The sequence below is a fragment of the Butyrivibrio fibrisolvens genome (assembly GCF_023206215.1).
GTDB lineage: Bacteria > Bacillota > Clostridia > Lachnospirales > Lachnospiraceae > Butyrivibrio > Butyrivibrio fibrisolvens_C.
Genome location: NZ_CP065801.1, coordinates 235,407 through 257,181, shown reverse-complemented (window position 1 = coordinate 257,181; position 21,775 = coordinate 235,407). Strand labels below are relative to the sequence as shown.

Below are 21,775 nucleotides of genomic sequence, written 5' to 3'. Positions count from 1 at the left end.
GTCGGGGGATTCTTTCTGCCCTCAAAAGCGGGGGCAGTAGATCAATTTACTTTATTTCAATTTACTTTATTTCAATCCTTTTTACATCTTCGTTTTTCTGCTCCAGCTGTTTCTTTGGCAGGGTTACTGTGAGGACGCCGTTTTCATATGCGGCATTTATATCTTCAGGCTTCATGTCATCACCTACTGTAAAGCTTCTGTGATAGGACATCTCACGACGCTCTTTTCTTACATATTTACCTTTTGAATCTTTTTCGTCATTATTTTCCTTGTGAGAAGCCTGTATAGTAAGTACGCCGTCTTTAAGGTCGATACCGATATCTTCTTTGTTAAATCCAGGGAGATCGGCCTTAAGTTTGTAATCATTGTCTTCCTCGATAACATCGGTCTTCATAGTATCGAAATGCATCAGGTCGTTGCCAAAGAAGCTATCAGCTTCGCGGTCCCACATATCAAAGGGATCCATAATATCATCAAGATCATTTCTCCATAACATAGGCATCAACATAATAAACACTTCCTTTCAATAAATGGCAGTTATATAGCTGTCATATAAATCCCGGGCGTAAAACTGCTCGTATGAATTATTGTTATCATCTAAAGTTAAGGTAATAACTTCAAAGAGAGAATACATAATGTAGCATTTCTTAAAACTTATTATCAGGAAATAGCAATCTTCTTGGTTTCAGGCTCTACAGGCTGCTTCTTAGGGATTGTTACAGTAAGTACACCGTTTTCATAAGAAGCGCTGATATCTTCTGCTGTAACATTCTCTACTCTGAAGGATCTTTCGTAGGAGCTTTGAACTCTCTCTCTTCTGATGTACTTAGGTTCAGCATCCTTGTTATCAGCATCCTTGTGGCTTGCTGTTATTGTCAGGATGTCTTCCTTTAAAGAGATGCCGATATCGCTCTTAGTAAATCCCGGAAGATCAGTGATCAGCTTGTAATCATCAGCTTCTTCTATGACATCTGTTCTCATGTTGCTGGTGGATTCAAGTCCTGTTCCCCAGAAATTTCCGAGCATGTCGTCCATAAAATCGAACGCATCGTTATAATACCTTCCGTTATAATTTGGATTTCTTCTTGTTCTTATCATAATATTCATCTCCTTACTGTGATAAATCATTATTTGTTTTTTCTTAAGGAAAAGAACTATCATTTCCTTGTGACTATGTTATAGCACAGATAGAACAGAGATCCAATTAAATAGGAATTATATAATTATAAAGAATTTATGTTCTATTCGGGATATAACAGTTTATAATTGGTGTGCCATATGAATTAAAGTTGGAGTATAATACACTTTGATAAAAATCTTAAGATATTCGCAGTTATACCACACGGCTGTAAAGAACTATCTGACAGGGGAACTTGGGATTTTTTACAGAGTTACATTTTTCACATTATTTAAGGATATCAGAAAGGCAAGATAAACATGAAAGAGCATAAACAGATGTCTGAATCCTTTGCTCTTGCAGTGGTTCTGGCGATTGCAGGCGGATTCATGGATACATATTCATATATATGCAGGGGCGGGGTATTTGCTAATGCAGAGACAGGCAATATAGTACTTATGGCTATTAATATGGCCGGACTTAATATATCCAAAGCGCTGCACTATCTTGTACCTATAACAGCTTTTGCAATAGGAGTAGTAATATCAGAGATAATAAGACTTAAGAATAACGAAGAGGGATTGTTCCATTGGAGGCAGATATCTCTACTACTGGAAATAATAGCACTTGTTATCTGCGCGTTCATGCCTCAGAGCATGAATCTTATGGTCAATTCACTTATCTCTTTTACCTGCGGAACTCAGGTTGCAACCTTTGCCAAGTTCCATGGATATGCAATGGCTACGACTATGTGTACAGGCAATCTTAGAAGCGGAACCCAAAGCCTATGCCAGTATATAATACACAAAGACAGAAATATGCTTACTAAGTCGATGACATATTATGGATGCATATTATTTTTTGTCATAGGAGCTATTGTCGGCAAATATTTCTGCGATATATATAATGAAAAAGCTATACTAGTTGCATCAGGAATGCTGGTTATTGCTTTTGCACTTATGTTTAAAGATAGCAATAAGAACTGAGGTTTAGATTATGAATGAATTAGAACAATATATTAAAATGATGGTAGATGCTGATGTTAAGAAGATGATCATCAGTAATCCGACACGTGGTACCAACGAGTTCAAAAAGCTTGTTGTAGAGATCAAGTCTGGTGCCAAATACCAGATATCCAAGTACACTAAGACTCAGGTGTTCCATGAGAACCTTAGTAAAAAAGATATCGCATCCAGATGTTATGAGCTTACAGAGGGGCTTTTCAAGCAGATCAACGGAATGTCTGATTCTGAAGAGCATATAATCCTTATATCCAAGAAGGGTAAGGCTACCTATAAAGTTAAGAAGAAAGCTGATGATAAGGTTGTCCTTAATAAGAAAGCTCTTGAAGGCAAGAAGAATTATATCCTTGAAGAAGGTATGAAGATACCTCCGCTTGTTGATATGGGTGTATTTACTTCCGATGGAAGCGTTGTTAAGTCCAAGTATGACAAATATAAACAGATCAACAGGTTCATTGAGATCCTTGATGATGAGATATCCCAAGGCAATATCACTAAGCTCAATGTTATAGATTTTGGCTGCGGCAAGTCATATCTTACATTCGTAGTCTATTATTATCTTACCAAGATAAAGAATATAGAAGTTAACATGATAGGTCTTGACCTTAAAGAAAGCGTTATCAAAAACTGTAACGAAGCTGCTAAGAAATACGGCTACGATAATCTTCACTTCGAACTTGGAGATATCAATGGGTATAAGACACCATTTGACGTAGATATGGTTATAACTCTTCATGCCTGCGATACAGCAACAGACTTTGCTTTATACAATGCCGTTATGTGGAATGCCAAGATGATATTCTCTGTTCCATGCTGCCAGCACGAACTTAATAAGCAGATAAAGACTGAGGATCTTAACATCCTCTCTAGATACGGCATTATCAAAGAAAGGTTCTGCGCCCTTGCAACAGATGCAATAAGAGCCAATATATTAGAGTGCCAGGGATATAAAACCCAGATACTTGAATTTGTAGACTTTGATAATACTCCCAAAAACCTTCTTATAAGAGCTGTCAGAAGGCCTACAACGCCTAAATCCAAGATCGAATCTGCCAAGAAGGAGATTGAGAGCATGATTCAGGAGTTTGGCTTTGCGCCAACCCTCTACAATCTGCTCATGAAATGACCCGTGGGGATAGGGTAAGGGATCATATTACTGGGGGAGGAGCAAACTAGAATGAAGCTTATATTCAGATACATGGGGAAGTATAAAGGGGCAATTTTTCTTGCTATATTCATTAAGCTCATTGGAACGATGTCTGAGCTTACGCTTCCATATATTTTGGAATACATGATTGATACAGTAGTACCTTCAAAGAATCTTGGGCAGGTGATTCTTTGGGGGCTGCTTATGTTTGCTGCTTCAGTTTTTTGCAGGCAGTTCAACGTAATGGCCAACAAAAAGGCAATTTATAACGCCCATAAGGTCAGCTACGATGTAAGAGGAGATCTTTTCAAAAAGACAGCGAATCTCTCGGGAGATAAGTTCGATGAGTTCTCACTTCCAAGCCTTATAAGCAGGATGACATCTGACAGCTACAATGTACAGTCCGCGGTACAGCAGCTTCAGAGCCTTTGCGTAAGAGCACCTATGATGCTCTTTGGCGGAGTTGTGATGACTCTTTTTATGGACTTTCATCTGGCCATGATCCTGATAATCATGCTGCCTTTCCTGATAGGAATCGTACTAATTGTCTCATCAAAGGGTATTCCTATGTATACCAAAGTGCAGCAAAAGCTCGATACCGTCGTTCGGATCATGCGTGAGAATATCACGGGGATCAGAGTCGTTAAGGCTCTTAGCAAGACTGATTATGAAAAAAGGCGATTTAGTGATGCCAACATCGAGATGGCAAGAAGCGATGTAAAAGCCGGAACAGTCATGGCGATTCCGGGACCGTTTATGCAGATGTGTCTTAATATCGGCCTTACTCTGGTTGTTATATATGGCGCAAAAAGAGTTGACGACGGACTTATACAGCCCGGTGTGATCCTGGCTTTTTTGACCTACTTCAACATGATAACTATGGGTGTCATGGGACTTAACCGAATATTCATGAGCCTTTCCAAGGCAAGTGCCAGTGCCGACAGAATCGACAGCGTTTTAAGTGCTGATGATGAGTGGGTGCAGGAAAAAGAGGATTACGCAGACTCATCTGATTTTATAAGCTTTGATAATGTTAGCTTTTCTTATGGAAAAGAGAGTAAGACTAAAGGCGCTTTTGCCGGTGGTAAGAGAGAAAAGGCTATCGATGGCATAAGCTTTAGCTTAAAGAAGGGTGAGAGCCTTGGTATCATCGGTCCTACCGGCTGTGGCAAGACTACGATCATAAATCTTTTAATGAGATTCTACGATGTGGACGAGGGCGTTATAAGGATAAACGGAAGGAAAGTCAGCTCTTTTGACAAAGATGAGTTAAGACAGCTCTTTGGCGTAGTCTTCCAGAATGACATGGTGTTCAAAGACTCTCTTTATAATAACATAGACTTTGGCAGGGGTATTTCCAGAGAAGAGATTGAAAGTGCGGTTAAGGATTCTCTGGCATATGACTATATCTCTGAGCTTGAAAAGGGACTTGAGTATCAGGCTGATATCAAGGGTGCGAACTTATCCGGAGGTCAGAAACAAAGGCTTCTTGTGGCAAGAGCCCTTGCAGGCAGGCCGCAGATACTGATCCTTGATGACAGCTCCAGCGCGCTTGATTATAAGACAGATGCGGCTATGAGAAGAGCTATAAGGGAGAATCACAAGGAAAGTACACTGATCCTCATAGCTCAAAGAGTCAGCAGCGTAATGGGTATGGACAAGATAATGGTCATGGACAATGGCAGATGCATCGGCTTTGGAAGTCACAATGAGCTGATGGAAAGCTGCAGCGTATACAGAGAGACCTATGAGATGCAGACCACATAAAAATAACTACTATAATTGGGAGTATGAAAATGCCGGGACCAGGGGATAGAGGCGGTAAAAAAGAAAAACCAAAGAATGCCAGAAAGAGCCTTAGAAGGCTGCTTAAATATATGTTTGAATATGCATTGGTAGTGTTATTACTACTAATCTGTGCTTTTTTAAGTAATATTGGAAATCTTCTAGGGCCAAACTATGCAGGAAAAGCCATAACTGCAGCCAGCGCTGGTAAAGGTATGGTTGATATGCAGCTGGTAGTGCACTATGGCCTTTTAATGCTGCTTGTATATGTCGGAAGCAATCTTCTTAGCTTTTTTGTAAATATTGGAATGATGCATGTCGGAAGATATGTTGCAAGGAATATGAGGCGCGATGTATTTAATAAGCTGATGGAGCTTCCTGTTGGATATTTTGATAAGCACCTTGCGGGAGATATCATAAGCCGTGTTTCCTATGATATTGATGTTGTCAGCACCTCTTTATCTTCTGATGTGGTGCAGATCCTGACCAGCGTAGTAACAGTTGTGGGCAGCTTTACTATGATGTGTTTTGTATCACCGCCGCTGGTTTTATGCATGGTATTTACGATCCCGGCTTCGATTCTTTTTACAAGATATATGAGCAAAAAGACAAGGCCCTTATACAGGGTGCGAAGCCTTGCATATGGTGAGATGAACGGCTTTGCGGAAGAGATGTTTACAGGCCAGAAGACGATTCTTGCTTATGCGCATGAGGATTATGTCTGCGACAGATTTGAAGAGATCAACAGAAATGCCGCCGAGGCTTATCGTGATGCGGATGGACTTGGTATGACTATGGGTCCAACAGTTGGACTTATCAACAATATAGGCCTTTCTGCAATAGGCCTTGGCGGAGCGCTTCTTTACATGAATGGGATCGTTGGCCTTGGCCAGATTTCCAGCTTTATTCTATATAGCAGAAAGTTTAGTGGGCCTATCAATGAGATTTCTAATATAGTTAATGAGATCTTCAGCGCTCTTGCTGCAGCTGAGCGTGTTTTTCAACTTCTCGATGAAACTGAAGAGGTAAAAGATAAAGTAAATGCTGCCACACTCGTTTCAGCAAAGGGAGAAGTTGAAGTAAAGGACGTTGAGTTTGGCTATCTTAAGAACAAGACAGTGATCCATGATTTTAGTATGCTTGCAAATCCCGGTGAAACAGTAGCTATAGTGGGGCACACAGGTGCCGGGAAGACCACTATAATCAATCTTTTGATGCGTTTCTATGATCCGGAAAAAGGGGCTATTTATGTTGATGGCAAAGAAAATGCGGCCTATACGTTGAAGAGTCTTCGAAAGAATTATTCCATGGTCCTTCAAGATACATGGGTATTTAACGGAACTATCTTTGACAATATAGCTTATGGCAAGGAAAATGCCACTATGGAGGAAGTTATAAATGCTGCTAAGGCCGCTCATATCCACAATTATATCATGAGGCTTCCTCAGGGATACGACACGGTGATCAGTGAAGACGGTGGCAATATCAGTAAGGGTCAAAAGCAGCTTATTACCATTGCAAGAGCCATGCTTTATGATACCAGCATGCTCATTCTTGATGAAGCTACAAGTAACGTTGACACTGCAACTGAGAGGAAGGTTCAGGCTGCTATGAGAACTTTGATGGCAGGAAAGACCTGCTTTATAATAGCGCACAGACTCTCAACCATCAGAAACGCAGACAATATTCTTGTTATGGAGCACGGAGATGTCATTGAACAGGGCAATCATGACTATCTGATGGCAAGAAAAGGTGCATATTATAAGCTGTATTCAAGCCAGTTTGAATGAAAATGGCTGTCAAGTTTATTGATTTAAAAAACTGAAACTTCGCACTTGCCAAACATACGCCACCCTTTGAGGCAGCGCCGATGCGGATAGTTTGGCAAGTGCGAAGTTTGAATCATTATTATTCTATAGTCTACTTTTTCACTCCCGCTATTATAGCATGTATTATGTAAGGCATGATATAATTGAATCAGTTATAACTTGTTATAACAAATCTAAATAATAAGAATAGGAGAGCGCTCATGAGTAAAAAGATAGATGATGAAAAAAATATAGATAAAAAAGAAGAAAAGAAAATAGCCCGTAGAAACAGAAAAAGGCTTTGCATAGGAATAATATGTTCCCTTGCTATAGGTTTTGCCATAGGCCTTAATTGGGACAAGATACAGCCCAAGGTTAAGGAGTATTCTTCCAAAGCCCTTGAAAAGGGAAAAGAAGCTCTCGAAGAAAGAAAAGTAGCAGCAAAGGTCGATGATCTTAAAGATTATGCTGACAAGCTCCTTGCACTTTCAAATAAGTATGCGGAGAAAGCAAAAAATATAGCCATGCAGATTAAAGATATGTGATATAGATCATGTATCATTGCAAAAAAGCGGAAAAAAGTAAAGCTATTATGCCTTACTTTCTTCCGCTTTTTAATCGTTTACTTAGTTATAATCTGCAATTGTGATCGTTTTATTAGCTTCTTCCTCGCCAATAAATCCCAAGTGATATTTTATAAGTCTTGCAAGAGCGTCTGTATATATCCTGCGGCCCTTAAGATTCATGGTAAGTCCGTCAGATTCAAGATACTGAGTATAGGTGTGTCCATTTAGGTCAAATAATGTACCGCTTATAGCAGGAAGCTTTAAGGTATTGGTACACTGATCGGCTGCAAGGACTGTCTCATTGGCATATACAGCAAGTGTATTAAGCCCTTTTGTGACAGAGAAGGCATCTCCAATATCTTTACCATTTTCATCAAAAAATCTGCAATAGTAAGGACTGCATACTATGAACTGAGCATTAGGGGATACTTCCTGTATGATCTTTATACCTGTTACTATAGCCCCGTGAAGAGTGTGCTCATCTTCAGGATTGTTCTCATTAGTTGATTCTATTCCGTTGTAATAATCGTGATATCCATAACCTATAACATAATAATCAACTGTCTTAACATCAATCTTATTACAAGCCGCAACGCCGTCTGTTCCAAGGTAGCTGCTAAAGGTATCTGCCTTGATATCTCCGGCAAGGACATGCGCCATAGCTGTAAAATTAGGCTCTTTATAATCAGAGGGCTTTGTAGAAGTCTGAGAACGAGGGATAGCGCCTGTAGTATCCTTTATCGCAAGGTTATAGATATTGGTATAATCGAACCTGTTGGTCATAAGATCAGGTATGGTATTGCCTTCAGATTCTCCTGTAAGAAACTGTTCATCTCCTAAGAAGACTATATTAAGATAACCGTCCTTGACAGGCTCCTGGTTGCTTATGGGATCTCTGTAGATAGTAGCCTCTGTAGCTGCAGATGCGCTCTGATCAGAGCCTTTTTCTGAAGCATTATCGCTACCTGCCACATCTGATGTCTCGCTATTAGGTGCTGCATCTTCATTGGATGCACCTTCACCGGATATATCTGCGTTAGTAGCTGCTCCTGCTATAGATGAGCCGTTGTTACTTGCAGGTGTTATTGTCCCTGATACGTCCTTATTATCTACTCCAGGTGATGTACAGGCTGACAGAACTGAAACTGACAGTATAAGTCCTAATACCTTTGATATATTTTTAATTCTATTCATAATTCTCCTTTTTGCCCGCGCAAGGCAAGCTCTGCATACTATAGATTCTTTTTTCTCAGAAAAAGAGCATCTATATATTCTACCAACTAATAATGATGTCTTCTCAATTGTAACACAGGTTAAAGATCCTGTAGCAAGAGTTTAGTATGCAAATTCCTCAATTCATAAAATAATTAACAGTGTGGCAATGATTTATATACTGCCTGTCCTTGTAAAAACTTTGGGGATGCTGGTCCGTCCCAATTGGGGAAATTAGTAAAAGCGATAAAATAATTTCATATAGATAAATTCCTATAATATTATCACTTTTTTACACCGATATAGATTCGTAAAGTGTGAAGTGAAGTCCGTAGGAGGTATCTTCATGAAAAAAAGATCGATAAATATCTATTCTATCTATGCTAAGATAATCATGCTCATAATTGGCTGCGTTCTACTTTTTTTCCTTCTAAATGTTGTATATATCATCCCTCAGTCAAGGAATGCTATTCAAAAGGTAACTGAGAATAACATGCAGGATATAGCTACACTTTCATCTATGCTTGTAGATGAGCTTGTAACAGATTACGGCGAGGAAGGAACTACGTATGAAGTCCTTAAGACAAGACTTGAAGGTAAAGGCTTAAATGGTATTGACTCGAGTTATCTATACGTTGTAGATGGAGAGGGAACATTCTTATATCATAAGAAAGAAGATAAGGTTGGCACCACTGTTTTTAATGATAATGTTGCAGCTATCCTCAAAGCAATACCTACCGGTAAATACGAAGAAAACGGTGTATTCCACTATGTGGATGAGAACGGAGTCACTAAATATGGCTCTTATCAGGTCATATCGTCAACTAAATGGGTTGCTGTTATAGTTGCCAATGAAAATGAAGTCATGGCTGATATCAATACTGTAAGAAATGCAAGTATCATGCTATCTACAGTTCTGGGCCTTGTCCTTTTGGGATTTAGTATAATCGCAGCTGCAGGCATCACAAAACCCATCCGAATCCTTACAGGTGTCATCAAGCAGGTTGGAGATCTCAACTTCACCATGAGCGGTGATCTTGAGAAGATGGAGAAAAATAAAGATGAGACCGGCATCATGGCCATAGCTATCGGAGAGATGGAACAGAGCCTTAGAGATATCGTAGGAAGGATAAGTGATACTTCCAGCAATCTTGAAGAACATGCAGAGACACTTTCAGATATAACATTTAAGATAGATTCTGCCAATGCTGACAACTCTGCAACTTCGCAGGAACTTGCAGCATCAATGGAAGAGACATCAGCGTCTACTGATCTTATAAGTGACAATACAGCTACTATCAAGAACAAAGCAGATGCTATCGCGGATTCGGCTCTTAACTCTTCTGACATGGCTAAGGAGATAAGTGAGAAGGCTGCAGGCATCCGCCAGGATACAATAGCAGCTTCTGAGAAGACGCAGAAAATATATGAAGAGATTGATGCTCAGGGCAAAGAAGCTCTTGAGAAATCAAAAGCAGTGGAAAAGGTCAACACTCTGGCAGGAGCTATTCAGAATATTGCCAGCCAGACCAACCTCCTTGCACTTAACGCATCCATAGAAGCTGCCCGTGCAGGCGATGCAGGTAAAGGCTTTGCAGTTGTTGCTACAGAGATCGGATCACTTGCGACTCAGTCTTCTGAGACTGTCAAAGATATCATGGAGATCGTAGCAGAGGTTCAGGATGCCGTTAACGAGATGAGTACATGTCTCCAGCGAACGCTTGATTATGTAAGCACTGATGTTGCCGCTGACTATGACAAGTTCCTTGATGTGAGCCAGCAATATGAGCAGGATGCTCAGGGATTCGCAGATGCCCTTGGCTCAATCTACAATCAGATAGGGGAGCTTCAGGAATCTACAACAGAGATCAGCACATCAATTGCTGATATATCCAAGACAGTTGGCGAAGCTGCTCAGGCTGTTACAACCGTAGCAGAGAAGACTACTGATGTAGCACAGCTTTCAGAGGGCGTTGTATCTGTTGTTGCAGAAACCAAAGACAATTCCAATGAGCTTAAAGAAATCCGCAACTCCTTTACAATATAAGATTTCATTATTTCTTTTATCATGATCAGGCCCTTAGCGCCCGCATATAATTCATAGAATAACTTTTTGATCTCAACAAATAAGGCAGCTTATATTTGATCTTCAAAATCATTTATAAGCTGCCTCTTTAATTATTTACATAGATCTATTGTAAAATAATATATCATCTTATTTCATATTTTTTATTCTTTCGATAGCTTTTACGCTATTTTCATAGCTTCCGAAAGCTGTGAGTCTGAAGTAGTGCTCGCCGCTTGGACCAAATCCTGAGCCGGGAGTTCCTACTACACCAGCCTTTTCAAGAAGCATATCGAAGAATTCCCAGCTGGTCATATCGTCAGGAGTTTTAAGCCATACATAAGGAGAGTTCTCGCCGCCGTAGACTGTATAGCCTGCTTCTTTGAGACCATTCTTGATGTAGTGGGCATTCTTCATATAAGTTGCAACCTGCTCTTTGATCTGAGCCTTGCCCTCGTCTGAGTAGCAGGCATATCCAGCGCGCTGCACGATGTAGGGAGCTCCGTTATATTTGGTGCCGTGGCGCCTTGCCCAGAGGCTGTGAAGCTCTACGTTTTCTTTGCCTATAGCAGTCTTTGCCACTACTATATCGTGAGGTATTATAGTAGCGCCAAGTCTAAGACCTGTGAATCCCGCATTTTTGGAAAAAGATCTAAGCTCTATAGCACAGGTTCTGGCGCCCTCACATTCATAGATGCTGTGAGGGATAGAAGGATCAGTGATATAAGCTTCATAGGCTGCATCATATATGATGACAGCGCCAACCTTATTAGCATAATCAACCCACTTCTGAAGCTCATCTTTTGTTATAACTTCGCCTGTAGGGTTATTAGGAAAGCACAGATAGATAAGGTCAGGAGTCTTAGTAGGGAGCTGCGGTACGAAGCCGTTATCAGCCGTGCATGGCATATAGATAACATTACTCCACATACCTGTCTTGTCATCATAATCGCCGCATCTTCCTGCCATGACATTGGAGTCAACATATACAGGATATACAGGGTCACATACAGCGAGCCTTACATCTGCTCCGAAGATCTCCTGGATATTGGCAGAGTCTGACTTAGCTCCATCTGATATGAAGATCTCATCGTCAGCTATATCGCATCCTCTGTCTCTGTAGTCATTCTGGGCCATTGCATGACGCAGGAACTCATATCCAAGATCGGGAGCGTAGCCTTTAAAGGTATCTGCACTAGCCATCTCATCTACAGCCTTGTGAAGCTCATCTATTACAGCTTTACATAAGGGCTGTGTTACATCGCCTATTCCAAGGCGGATTATGTCAGCATCAGGATGTGCTTCTTGATAAGCAGCAACTTTCTTGGCAATTCCTGAGAACAGATAGCTTCCCGGAAGCTTTAAGTAGTTTTCGTTAAGTGTGTACATGTGTCCTCCTGTAGATAATTTCTTGTTTTATGTCTTGGAAATATCATTACTATAAAAATAGATTTTGGGGTAATGATATTTCTTTATATGCATATTATGATCTATATTCCTGTTAAGACGAATATACTAATATGAATTTATTTCTGCTCATGCTTAAGCGCAGCTTCTACAAGGCCTGCAAAAAGAGGATGTGGCCTGTTGGGTCTTGACTTAAGCTCTGGGTGAGCCTGTGTTGCAATGAAGAAATCGCATGAAGGATTCTCTATCATCTCTACGATCCTGTTATCAGGTGATGTTCCGCATATAGACAAGCCTGCAGCTGTAAATGCTTCTCTGAAAGCATTATTAACTTCATATCTGTGACGATGGCGCTCTGCGATCTCGCAGGTACCATAGAGCTTTTCAGCAAGAGAGCCTTTTTTCAAAGTACATGGATATGATCCAAGGCGAAGAGTACCGCCAAGTTCGTCATCAGCATCGTGATCAGGAAGGAAAGCTATCACAGGGTGCTGTGTGCTTGCGTTAAACTCAATAGAATCAGCATCACGTATCCCTGCAACGTTTCTTGCAAATTCTACAATAGACAGCTGCATACCAAGGCACAGGCCAAGGAACGGAACATTGTTCTCTCTGGCATATCTGATAGCACAGATCATCCCGTCTATACCTCTGTCACCAAAACCTCCCGGTACAAGGATACCATCAACATCCTTAAGAGCATCACTGACATTTTCATCTGTGATAGTCTCAGAATCAACCCACTTGATATTTACTTCAGTCTTGTTAGAGATACCGCCATGCTTGAGGGCTTCTACTACGCTGATATATGCATCGTGAAGCTGAGTATACTTACCGACAAGAGCTATATTTACTGAATGATTTAATGAATAGAGCGTATCTACCATCTCTTTCCAGTCTGTAAGGTCAGGCTCAGGACATTCTATGCCAAGACACTTGCATGCTACCTGGGCAAGGTGCTCTTTTTCCATAGCAAGAGGAGCCTCGTAGAGATATTTAAGGTCCAGATTCTTGAGGACATTTTCAGATGGAATATTACAAAAAAGTGCGATTTTGTCCTTAAGCTCATCGTCAAAGTCTACTTCAGACCTTGCAACGATGACATCCGGCTGAAGACCCATTCCCTGCATAGTCTTGACTGCAGACTGTGTAGGCTTGGTCTTAAGCTCCTGAGAACACTTAAGATATGGAAGAAGCGAAACCAGAATGAGCATTGAATTCTGAGGGCCTACCTCATGCTGGAACTGACGTATAGCTTCAAGGAAGGGCTGTGATTCAATATCACCAACAGTTCCGCCTACTTCAATGATGGCGATATGCATCTCATCATCAGAGTCATTGCGATAGAAGCGGCTCTTGATCTCATTGGTCACATGAGGGATTACCTGAACTGTGTGGCCGCCAAAATCTCCGCGGCGCTCTTTTTGCAGGATAGACCAGTAAACCTTACCACTTGTTACATTGGAATTCTTGTCGAGACTTTCATCGATGAAACGCTCATAATGTCCCAGGTCAAGGTCAGTCTCCGTGCCATCATCTGTTACGAATACCTCACCATGCTGGATGGGATTCATAGTACCGGGATCGACGTTCAAGTATGGGTCGAATTTCTGCATTGTTACCTTGTATCCTCTGGCTTTTAAGAGCCTTCCGAGAGATGCTGCTGTGATTCCTTTGCCAAGGCCTGAAACTACGCCTCCTGTTACAAATACATATTTTGTCGCCATATAAGTCTCCTTCTTCTACAAACAAAAAAGAACCGGTATAAAGGGTGAGAGGTATCCCGTAAAAGATACCCGGCGCCTTTGTCGGTTCTTCGTATATAAAAAATAATCTATTAATTTGACGCTTTATTATGTGACCATATTACTAATTTGTCAAGAGTAAATTACGCGCCACTTTTTTGCAAATAATGCTCGCTTTTTTGATCCCTTGCCTCCGCTTTCAGGAGAGCATTTTCCCTCGTTTTAGTGTATACTTTTTATATGGTTGGGGAGGAGATACAATAAAACCTATCTATAGTAATTAACGATAATTAAATGTATAATGTATTTATTATCGATACTATTTGTACATTTCTATATTTATTTATACAATTCATATAGTTGTATGACTTTTTATCTTTAGAAAACTTTTACTTGTATCTAATATGAATCAAATTCATTACATCCATGGGAGGAAATGAGCAATATGAAAATTACTACAAAACAAATTGCACTAACAGGTATTTTGCTCGCCATCTGTATTGTGAGCCAGTTCTTCAAAAACTTAAGCGTATTTATAACAGGTCCTATCATCAATGCCTGCATTATCATCGCAGTTCTGACCGCAGGACTGTGGTGCGGCATAATCCTCAGTATCATAACTCCGGTTACAGCTTTCATAATCACAGGAAGCCCTGTAATGGCTGCTGTTCCTATGATGATACCTATGGTAATGCTTGGCAATGCCATCCTTGCAATCTTTGTATGGCTTTTCTATCAAAAAGTTTTAAAAAATATTGATAAGAATATCCGCCTATGTATAGGAATGGTAGTCGGAAGTGTCGTAAAGGCCGCAGTTATGGGACTTACAATCTCTCTGTGGCTGCTTCCCACATTCCTTCCACAGCCAATGCAGGAGAAGATGCTGCCAGTTCTTCAGGCTCAGTTCTCAACAGTGCAGCTCATAACAGCTTTGATCGGAAGCGTTATCGCATTTGTAATATGGATCCCGCTCAAGAAATATCTTGCAAATTCGAATAATTAATGCCCCCAGGGATCTTATTTAGAAAAACCTCCTCATCCGGATAGAAACTCTATCAGGCGAGGAGGTTTTAATCATTTACAAATGCATGCTAGCATTCATAACCCTTGTTTTGCTCTTTAATTTATGCCGTAATTTGTAGGGGTAGCGCTGCTGTCGCCGTTTGCTATTTTTGCCAAATGAAGCATTTTCAAACTTCTATCTGCTCAACCTGCTTACTGATATACTCCCAATCCATGCAACGTTTAAAATTGTCGCCGGGAAGCTCTGCATTATGATTCCACGGGCGGTCATATACCATGACCTTAAGATCAGGAAGATGATCGAAGAACTTAAATGCAAGAGGAGAGTCTTCGATAGCAACATCAAATTTCATCTTATAATAGTCTTCCAGTTCAAGAGTGAACTCGCTGTTCTTGATAAAACTATCCCTGCCGTATTTGTTAAGGCAAAAAAGCTTAACACGCTCTAAACCGTGCTCATCAAGCCACTTGCGGGATGGTTCATATGCACTTGAGGGGCGGCCTGTTATGATTGATACATTATGTCCTTCATCAAGCCACTTATTAACTGTTTCAGATGCTCCTTTAGTCTCTTCATAAGCCCTAAGAACTTCCGGAAGATGAGCCTTGATCATAAGCTCTTCATACTGAGCCTCATCAAGATCAAAAGACTTCTGAAGGTTGAAAAACTGTATATTTTCATATGGGACATCTTTGCCAAACAGCTCTTTTGCAAGACCAGAAAGTGCTCTTGCTGTCTCGCAGAGGCAATCATCAAAATCAATATAAATATTCAAATCTGCTATGCTCCTTAGTAATCAAAATTAGTTAGATTACTATAATAAATGACCTCTAGTGACATAGTCAAGGGACCATATCCAGACCCAAAAATGACCCCTGGCGGCATAGGTGAAGGACCATATTAGGATGCAAAATAGTCCCTTATCTTCGTTCCCAGGGGGCATCTTCCGATGTAAGATTGCTCATTTGTTCTTGAAGACTCTGACTTCATATGGCCTTAAGTTGGCATAGAAATCAATACTATCAGTATCTTTATAGTTGGATATAAGAAGCTCCATCTCATTAAGATCGTATCCCTTTGGAACCTTGATCTTTTCCTCAATATCAGAGAAGGAGATCATGATAAGATAACGTTCGTTTTTATATCTTCTTGTATAAACATATAACTTCTTACTAAAATGGAAATGCTCAAAATATCTGCCGTAGATAAGTCCTTTGTTTTCTTTTCGTATAGCAAGGCACTTTTTGTAGAAGTTGAGTATACTGTCAGGATCCTTCTCTTCGGCTTCCACATTAACGGTTTTATAATTATGATTTATATAAAACCATGGTTTAACGCTTGAAAATCCTGCATACTTGTTGCTATTCCATTGCATGGGCGTTCTTGAAGAGTCGCGACTTGAATCCCTGATCCTTTTAAGGCGTTTTGCCTTGGGCCAGTTTGTATGGAAATTGTTATAATTATTCTTAGAAGAGACATCTATATACTTATCGATAGAGCTAAGGCTTATATTGGTCATACCTATTTCCTGACCCTGATAGATAAAAGGTGTCCCTTGCTGGAACAGGTAACATGCCGCAAGAGCAGTTCCGCTTTCTCTCCAGAAGTTTTTCTCATCACCATAACGGCTTATAATACGGGGATGGTCGTGATTCTCAAGATACAGAGCATTCCAGCCTTTACCAAGAAGTCTTGTCTGCCACTTGCTAAAAGCGCTCTTAAGCTTAACAAGGTTAAAATCTCTATGGATATACTCAGTAAGGAAGCAGTCTGCCATCATATGGTCAAAGTGGAACATCATATCAAGAGTTCTCTCTTTGCCTGTTATATACAAAAGGGCAGTTTCTACTGTAGTCATGGGCGCTTCACCTATCTGAAGAGCACCATATTCAAGGCATACGTCCCTAAACTCCCTAAGATACTCCTGAATCTTGGGCCCATCCTTATAAAATGGCATACCATTAGCTATAGGAATAAACGGATTGCCATCTGGAAGATCAGGATGTTTGGATATGAAGGTGATGACATCCTCTCTGAATCCATCAACACCCATCGAAAGCCAAAAGCGCATGATCTTCTTGACTTCCTGCCTTACTACAGGATTGTCCATATTAAGGTCAGGCTGTTTTCTGGCAAAAATATGAAGATAGTACTGATCCCTTTCGGGGACATATTCCCAGGCTTTGCCTTCAAAAAGAGAATCCCAGTTATTTGGAGGGCACTTTTTGCCCTTGACGATCTTGGGATCTTTCCAGATATAGTAGTCGCTATAAGCATTGTCCCGGCTTTTCTTACTTTCAAGAAACCATTTATGCTCATCTGACGTGTGATTGACTACCAGATCCATCAGGACTTTAAGCCCTCTTTCATGAGCGCCTTTTAGTACCTTCTTGAACAGATCAAGGTTGCCATAGTCCGGATGTATATCATAATAATCCGAGATATCATACCCAAAATCAGCATTGGGAGAGGGATACAAGGGAGAGAACCATATACCGTCAACTCCCAGCTCTTTAATATAATCAAGCTTGTCATAGACCCCTATAAGGTCTCCGATCCCGTCGCCATTGCCATCCGCAAAACTCCTGATCCATATCTGATAGAAAGACATACTTCTAAAGTCTTTGATAATAGTGTTCTTATTAGACTCCGTCATAGGCCGCTCCTTATAGAATATGGTAAAAAAATATATTTAATTCATTTAGTATTTAAGATCTGTCAATCTCAGATATGAACTTATCATATGCGTTATAGAACTTTTCAATCTTCTCATTGATCTTATTAGTTGAATTAATCGAGAAGTTCTTAACTTCATGATACAGTCCGTGTGAGAAATCCTTGATATCATCCTGTATATCGAAAGGGAAGTGAGTCAGGACATCTGAATACTTCTCGAACAGATACGAGTAGTCTTCAAGCCTTGCAGTGAGCTTCCTATGATCTTCAAGCTTGCCGGCAGCCTTAAGATCCAGGACTTCGCCATAACGCTCGTAAGCCTTATGAACACTATCTTCCCATGATATATATATTTCATCCATAGCATGCATGCCAACATCATGGACATTGTCCATATCCTTGCATACACGCAGTAATAGATCAGCCATAGCCTGACCGCTTTCTTCGATGATATAACCGTTTCTGCCATCTGTGATGCCTTCTGATGCGCATGAATCCTTGATAAGGACGCTGGCAAGGCCGCATGCTGCTGCTTCTCTTACAACCAGACCATTGGTATCATAAACTGATGGGAACAGGAAGAGATCAGCTCTTGTATTCCACGCTTTTAGCACCTCTCTGTCATATATTGGTCCTGTGAAAATAACTTTGCCGCCAAGTCCTATAGCTCTAGCCTTCAGTTCATCTGCATCGGGGCCGCTTCCTACAAATACCATCCTAAAATCCATACCTGCCTTGTCCAGGATCTCGCAAGCATCGAGTATCAGTGACAGTCCCTTATATTTGATGATCCTGCCAACATATATAAATACAGGAACACCCTCCGGAAGGTCATAGTCCTTAGTCGCTTCAAGAACAGCAGATTGTGATGATAAACCCTTGGCAAAGTCTACGCCATTGTTCATGACACGGTACTCACCCTCATAACCAAGAGACTTAAGGTTCTCGCCGGCTCCTTTACTTACAACCCAGACATCATCACAGGCTTCTATATTGGATACCAGTACGTTTATGGCTTCCTTCTGGATTATCTGTGCCTTAACAGCCCTTGCAATATCTACATCGAACTTAGTGTGATATGTGAAGACGATAGGAGCCCCTGTATCACGGCGAAGGAGCCTTGCAAGTACAGTAGATGAGACAGGGCAGTGAGAGTGTATGATATCCGGAGCGAATTCCTTCATATCCTGAAACTCTCTTATGGCAAAAGGATTGCCTGCTCTATATCCTTTTATGATCTGAGTTGTATCAAAGCTCTGATACGGGATAACAAGATATGGGTACTGATAATAATCAGCTTCAGGATACTTGGGAGTTGCGACCATAACACTGTTGCCATCCATATCATTGAGGATAGAAGCGTAGTTCATGACTACATTGGCAACTCCGTCTATAACCGGTGGAAAAGAATCATTCAAAAGACTTATCTTCATATATACGTGTCCTTTATGAGCCTTGATAGAGAATCTATCAGCTCTTATCTCCTTATACTTTTTATTGATCAAACATAATTAGTATTGCTGTACAAGCCAATACCAATTATACTTATTACAACTTATATGTACTATCAATATACTTTATGAGCCGGGTCAAATACTCTTATTCATAGTCACATTCAGATTCATTTTCGAGAAGGCTTGAATCGATATTACTTATGACCTTTATACTCATATTTTGTACCTCATGACTCAAAAAATCAAATATACCAGTGGGAGGTTTTTAAAAAATGGGTGTATTTTCTAAAGTTCACAGATACCGCGAGGCAGGACAAGAAGCCAATGTCAATAATGTAGATCATTTCGGGGCTCCTGCCAAGTCCTTATTTACAAGTACCAAAGTTTTTACACTTCATCATAAGATCGATATAACAGATCAGCATGAGAATATCGTATATCATACCTGGACTAAATTTCTCTCACTTCATGACAAAACTGATGTATTCGATGCTCAGGACCGCAAGATTGCTCATATTGAGAAAAAATTCTTTTCCCTGCATGAGAGACATTACATCACCATGGATGATGGTCTTTCCTTTGAGCTGTCCAACGAACTGTTCCATATCATCAAGGATATCACCAATATAGTCGGTCTTGGCTGGCAGCTCAAGGGCAATATACTGGGTCTTAACTTCGAGATATATGATCAAAACGGCGATATTATCGCAGTTATATCCCAAAAGATGCTGTCTATCCACGACAAGTATTGTGTTGATATATATAAGCCTGAATATGAGAAGATAATCGTAGCTATACTCATAACACTTCAGCATATGATAAGAGACAGGGAGAGTGCTTCTGCTTCATCATCATCGTCTTCATCATCTTCAAATTAAAAGCTACAAAACAAAAGCTTAATAATAAAGTCTTTCTGATAAAATAACCTGTGCTATTATATCTTTTGCATAAACGATCATATTAATGTATCAAAGCGCCAAGGAACTATTACCTCGGCGCTTTATTTTTATTAATTTAAAGTTTGTTTGTAAAAAACATGAGGTTAAACTCAGTCTCTTTCTGCAAGCTCTTCAAGCCACTCTTCATATGTACTGTCATATGCATGAGCTTTACTTGACTGCTTCTGGTTCTGAAGTACGGCAGCCTTGGACTTGGCAATAGGCATTACAGTTCCGGCACCGCCGATGCAGCCTCCTGGGCAAGCCATTCCTTCAAGAAGATAGCCGTTATATTTGCCGGCTTTGGCCATCATCAGCATCTTCTTACATTCATCAAGACCTTCGGCACGTTCTACCTTAACCTCTCTGTCAGGATATCTTTCTTTGATAACATTGGCCACAGCATTGGCAACACCGCCGCCTATAGCAAAGGCTCTACCATCACCGGAGCCGCCATGCATGGTGTTATGTGTCTCGAACTCTGCGAAGTTAACACCCTTAGCTTCGAACATACCCATAACTTCTTCAAAAGTAAGAACGAAGTCAATATCACTTCGAACAGATTTTCTCATAGCTTCAAGCTTCTTAGCAGCACAAGGTCCTATAAAGGCGATCTTGCAGTCAGGATGCTGCTGTTTGAGAAGTCTTCCTGTAAGAACCATAGGAGTAAGGGCCATGGATATACAGTTAGCCTGCTCCGGGAAGTCTCTCTTGGCCATAGCTGACCAGGCAGGACAGCAGGAAGTACCCATAAATGGAAGCTTCTCAGGAACTTCTTTGATGAAGTCATCTGCTTCCTGAAGTGTACAAAGGTCTGCACCAATAGCAACTTCTACAGCATCTTCAAAGCCAAGGGCCTTAAATGCATAGCGCATCTTATCAAGAGTAAGATCCGGTCCGAACTGACCTACAATAGCAGGAGCGATAGCAGCATATACAGGTGTATCACTCTTTATAGCCTGAATTGTCTGGAATATCTGAGCTTTATCAGCGATAGCGCCAAACGGACAGTTGGCAAGGCACATACCGCAGCTTACACACTTATCATAATCGATATCTGCACGTCCATGTTCATCTGTACCTATAGCCTTAACTCCGCAAGCCTTGGAACATGGTCTTTCCATACGGATGATAGCATTGTAAGGGCACACCTCTATACATCTGCCACACTTGATACATTTCTCCTGATCTATGACAGATTTACCGTGATCGAATTTGATAGCATCACGAGGACATACCTCATGACAAGGGTGAGCAAGACATGCCTGACACTGATTGCTGACTGTAACAACATTGTCAGGGCACTTGTTACATGCGAATTTAATGATATTTATAAGCGGAGGCTGATAATATTTCTCCGGTTTAACACATTCTTCAGCACCTGTAGATACCGGAGCATGCTCTGCAGCGCTTCTAAGGGACAGACCCATAGCAAGACGCATTCTTTCTTTAACGATAGCCCTTTCAAGGAATACGCTCTCCCTGTATTTGGACTCTTCACCGGGGACTATGCGATATGGAATCATCTCCATCTCAGACAGATCGCCATCTTTATAGTTGTATGACAATCTTGCTACTTCTGTAAATACACGCTTACGGATATCATTGACCGACGTATAAATACCACGAATACTCATATAAATCTCCTTGTTTTAGCTTTTAAAACTGATATTTATAGAAACAGGTTAATACTGCAGTTGCCAATCTGCCATTAACTATAAATTGTTTACAAAACTATTATATACTGAGTAATCTTAGTTTTGTACCCTAAAAATCATTTCTAAATATCAGTTCTAACAATTATTTCTA

At 40.5% G+C, this 21,775-nt stretch carries 17 protein-coding genes; 8 read left to right on the top strand and 9 right to left on the bottom strand.

Annotated features, from left to right (window positions below):
- Positions 1 to 61 precede the first annotated feature (61 nt).
- Both I7804_RS18420 and I7804_RS18415 read right to left on the bottom strand, forming a co-directional pair.
- Positions 62 to 496 carry an Hsp20/alpha crystallin family protein gene (locus I7804_RS18420; RefSeq protein WP_248406057.1) on the bottom strand — a complete coding sequence of 145 codons (435 nt, stop codon included), beginning with the start codon at positions 494 to 496 and terminating at the stop codon, positions 62 to 64.
- A 164-nt stretch (positions 497 to 660) separates the two neighbouring features.
- On the bottom strand, positions 661 to 1,098 hold the full coding sequence (locus I7804_RS18415; RefSeq protein WP_022755490.1) for an Hsp20/alpha crystallin family protein: 438 nt from the start codon (positions 1,096 to 1,098) through the stop codon (positions 661 to 663).
- 339 nt (positions 1,099 to 1,437) lie between these two features.
- Between I7804_RS18415 and I7804_RS18410 the strand changes: the two genes are divergently transcribed.
- The 5 genes from I7804_RS18410 to I7804_RS18390 all read left to right on the top strand — a co-directional run bounded on the left by I7804_RS18410 (position 1,438) and on the right by I7804_RS18390 (position 7,424).
- Positions 1,438 to 2,103: a YoaK family protein gene (locus tag I7804_RS18410; protein WP_022755489.1), complete on the top strand. Its 666-nt coding sequence runs from the start codon at positions 1,438 to 1,440 to the stop codon at positions 2,101 to 2,103.
- A 10-nt stretch (positions 2,104 to 2,113) separates the two neighbouring features.
- Complete coding sequence (locus tag I7804_RS18405) at positions 2,114 to 3,265, top strand: class I SAM-dependent methyltransferase (RefSeq protein ID WP_248406056.1); 1,152 nt, start codon at positions 2,114 to 2,116, stop codon at positions 3,263 to 3,265.
- A gap of 51 nt (positions 3,266 to 3,316) precedes the next feature.
- Complete coding sequence (locus I7804_RS18400) at positions 3,317 to 5,053, top strand: ABC transporter ATP-binding protein (protein WP_110074383.1); 1,737 nt, start codon at positions 3,317 to 3,319, stop codon at positions 5,051 to 5,053.
- Positions 5,054 to 5,082: 29 nt separating this feature from the next.
- Positions 5,083 to 6,861, top strand: a complete 1,779-nt coding sequence (locus tag I7804_RS18395) for an ABC transporter ATP-binding protein (protein WP_248406055.1) — start codon at positions 5,083 to 5,085, stop codon at positions 6,859 to 6,861.
- A gap of 239 nt (positions 6,862 to 7,100) precedes the next feature.
- Complete coding sequence (locus I7804_RS18390; protein ID WP_110074381.1) at positions 7,101 to 7,424, top strand: hypothetical protein; 324 nt, start codon at positions 7,101 to 7,103, stop codon at positions 7,422 to 7,424.
- Between the two features lie 81 nt (positions 7,425 to 7,505).
- Here the strand turns inward: I7804_RS18390 and I7804_RS18385 are convergent, their stop codons facing one another.
- A complete protein-coding gene (locus tag I7804_RS18385; RefSeq protein WP_248406054.1) occupies positions 7,506 to 8,639 on the bottom strand; it encodes a hypothetical protein in 1,134 nt (377 codons plus the stop codon).
- Positions 8,640 to 9,003: 364 nt separating this feature from the next.
- Between I7804_RS18385 and I7804_RS18380 the strand changes: the two genes are divergently transcribed.
- Positions 9,004 to 10,704, top strand: a complete 1,701-nt coding sequence (locus I7804_RS18380; RefSeq protein WP_248406053.1) for a methyl-accepting chemotaxis protein — start codon at positions 9,004 to 9,006, stop codon at positions 10,702 to 10,704.
- A gap of 168 nt (positions 10,705 to 10,872) precedes the next feature.
- On the opposite strand, the gene I7804_RS18375 is transcribed toward I7804_RS18380, so the two are convergent.
- A complete protein-coding gene (locus tag I7804_RS18375; protein ID WP_092046506.1) occupies positions 10,873 to 12,111 on the bottom strand; it encodes an LL-diaminopimelate aminotransferase in 1,239 nt (412 codons plus the stop codon).
- A 137-nt stretch (positions 12,112 to 12,248) separates the two neighbouring features.
- On the bottom strand, positions 12,249 to 13,856 hold the full coding sequence (locus tag I7804_RS18370) for a CTP synthase (RefSeq protein ID WP_248406051.1): 1,608 nt from the start codon (positions 13,854 to 13,856) through the stop codon (positions 12,249 to 12,251).
- Positions 13,857 to 14,319: 463 nt separating this feature from the next.
- On the opposite strand from I7804_RS18370, the gene I7804_RS18365 reads away from it, so the two are divergent.
- Positions 14,320 to 14,877, top strand: coding sequence for an ECF transporter S component (locus I7804_RS18365; RefSeq protein WP_022757679.1), 558 nt, complete (start codon positions 14,320 to 14,322; stop codon positions 14,875 to 14,877).
- A 187-nt stretch (positions 14,878 to 15,064) separates the two neighbouring features.
- On the opposite strand, the gene I7804_RS18360 is transcribed toward I7804_RS18365, so the two are convergent.
- From I7804_RS18360 to I7804_RS18350, 3 genes are all read right to left on the bottom strand, one after another.
- Positions 15,065 to 15,673 (bottom strand): 5' nucleotidase, NT5C type, encoded by a 609-nt coding sequence (locus tag I7804_RS18360; RefSeq protein ID WP_248406042.1) that lies wholly within the window; start codon positions 15,671 to 15,673, stop codon positions 15,065 to 15,067.
- Positions 15,674 to 15,859: 186 nt separating this feature from the next.
- Positions 15,860 to 17,554 carry an alpha-glucosidase gene (locus I7804_RS18355; protein WP_248406040.1) on the bottom strand — a complete coding sequence of 565 codons (1,695 nt, stop codon included), beginning with the start codon at positions 17,552 to 17,554 and terminating at the stop codon, positions 15,860 to 15,862.
- Positions 17,555 to 17,606: 52 nt separating this feature from the next.
- Positions 17,607 to 19,079 (bottom strand): glycosyltransferase, encoded by a 1,473-nt coding sequence (locus tag I7804_RS18350; protein WP_143057290.1) that lies wholly within the window; start codon positions 19,077 to 19,079, stop codon positions 17,607 to 17,609.
- A gap of 221 nt (positions 19,080 to 19,300) precedes the next feature.
- On the opposite strand from I7804_RS18350, the gene I7804_RS18345 reads away from it, so the two are divergent.
- Complete coding sequence (locus tag I7804_RS18345) at positions 19,301 to 19,906, top strand: LURP-one-related/scramblase family protein (RefSeq protein ID WP_092046552.1); 606 nt, start codon at positions 19,301 to 19,303, stop codon at positions 19,904 to 19,906.
- 170 nt (positions 19,907 to 20,076) lie between these two features.
- Here the strand turns inward: I7804_RS18345 and I7804_RS18340 are convergent, their stop codons facing one another.
- The gene (locus I7804_RS18340; protein WP_334303710.1) at positions 20,077 to 21,597 is read right to left on the bottom strand and encodes a 4Fe-4S dicluster domain-containing protein; all 1,521 of its coding nucleotides are present in this window, start codon (positions 21,595 to 21,597) and stop codon (positions 20,077 to 20,079) included.
- Positions 21,598 to 21,775: the final 178 nt, after the last annotated feature.

What these genes read in the sequence shown, in the direction of transcription:
- I7804_RS18345 (WP_092046552.1), top strand. Translation starts at nt 19,301, where the DNA reads ATGGGTGTATTTTCTAAAGTTCACAGATACCGCGAGGCAGGACAAGAA.
- I7804_RS18390 (WP_110074381.1), top strand. Translation starts at nt 7,101, where the DNA reads ATGAGTAAAAAGATAGATGATGAAAAAAATATAGATAAAAAAGAAGAA.
- I7804_RS18410 (WP_022755489.1), top strand. Translation starts at nt 1,438, where the DNA reads ATGAAAGAGCATAAACAGATGTCTGAATCCTTTGCTCTTGCAGTGGTT.
- I7804_RS18420 (WP_248406057.1), bottom strand. Translation starts at nt 496, where the DNA reads ATGTTATGGAGAAATGATCTTGATGATATTATGGATCCCTTTGATATG.
- I7804_RS18365 (WP_022757679.1), top strand. Translation starts at nt 14,320, where the DNA reads ATGAAAATTACTACAAAACAAATTGCACTAACAGGTATTTTGCTCGCC.
- I7804_RS18375 (WP_092046506.1), bottom strand. Translation starts at nt 12,111, where the DNA reads ATGTACACACTTAACGAAAACTACTTAAAGCTTCCGGGAAGCTATCTG.
- I7804_RS18415 (WP_022755490.1), bottom strand. Translation starts at nt 1,098, where the DNA reads ATGATAAGAACAAGAAGAAATCCAAATTATAACGGAAGGTATTATAAC.
- I7804_RS18405 (WP_248406056.1), top strand. Translation starts at nt 2,114, where the DNA reads ATGAATGAATTAGAACAATATATTAAAATGATGGTAGATGCTGATGTT.
- I7804_RS18395 (WP_248406055.1), top strand. Translation starts at nt 5,083, where the DNA reads ATGCCGGGACCAGGGGATAGAGGCGGTAAAAAAGAAAAACCAAAGAAT.
- I7804_RS18370 (WP_248406051.1), bottom strand. Translation starts at nt 13,856, where the DNA reads ATGGCGACAAAATATGTATTTGTAACAGGAGGCGTAGTTTCAGGCCTT.
- I7804_RS18400 (WP_110074383.1), top strand. Translation starts at nt 3,317, where the DNA reads ATGAAGCTTATATTCAGATACATGGGGAAGTATAAAGGGGCAATTTTT.
- I7804_RS18385 (WP_248406054.1), bottom strand. Translation starts at nt 8,639, where the DNA reads ATGAATAGAATTAAAAATATATCAAAGGTATTAGGACTTATACTGTCA.
- I7804_RS18380 (WP_248406053.1), top strand. Translation starts at nt 9,004, where the DNA reads ATGAAAAAAAGATCGATAAATATCTATTCTATCTATGCTAAGATAATC.
- I7804_RS18355 (WP_248406040.1), bottom strand. Translation starts at nt 17,554, where the DNA reads ATGACGGAGTCTAATAAGAACACTATTATCAAAGACTTTAGAAGTATG.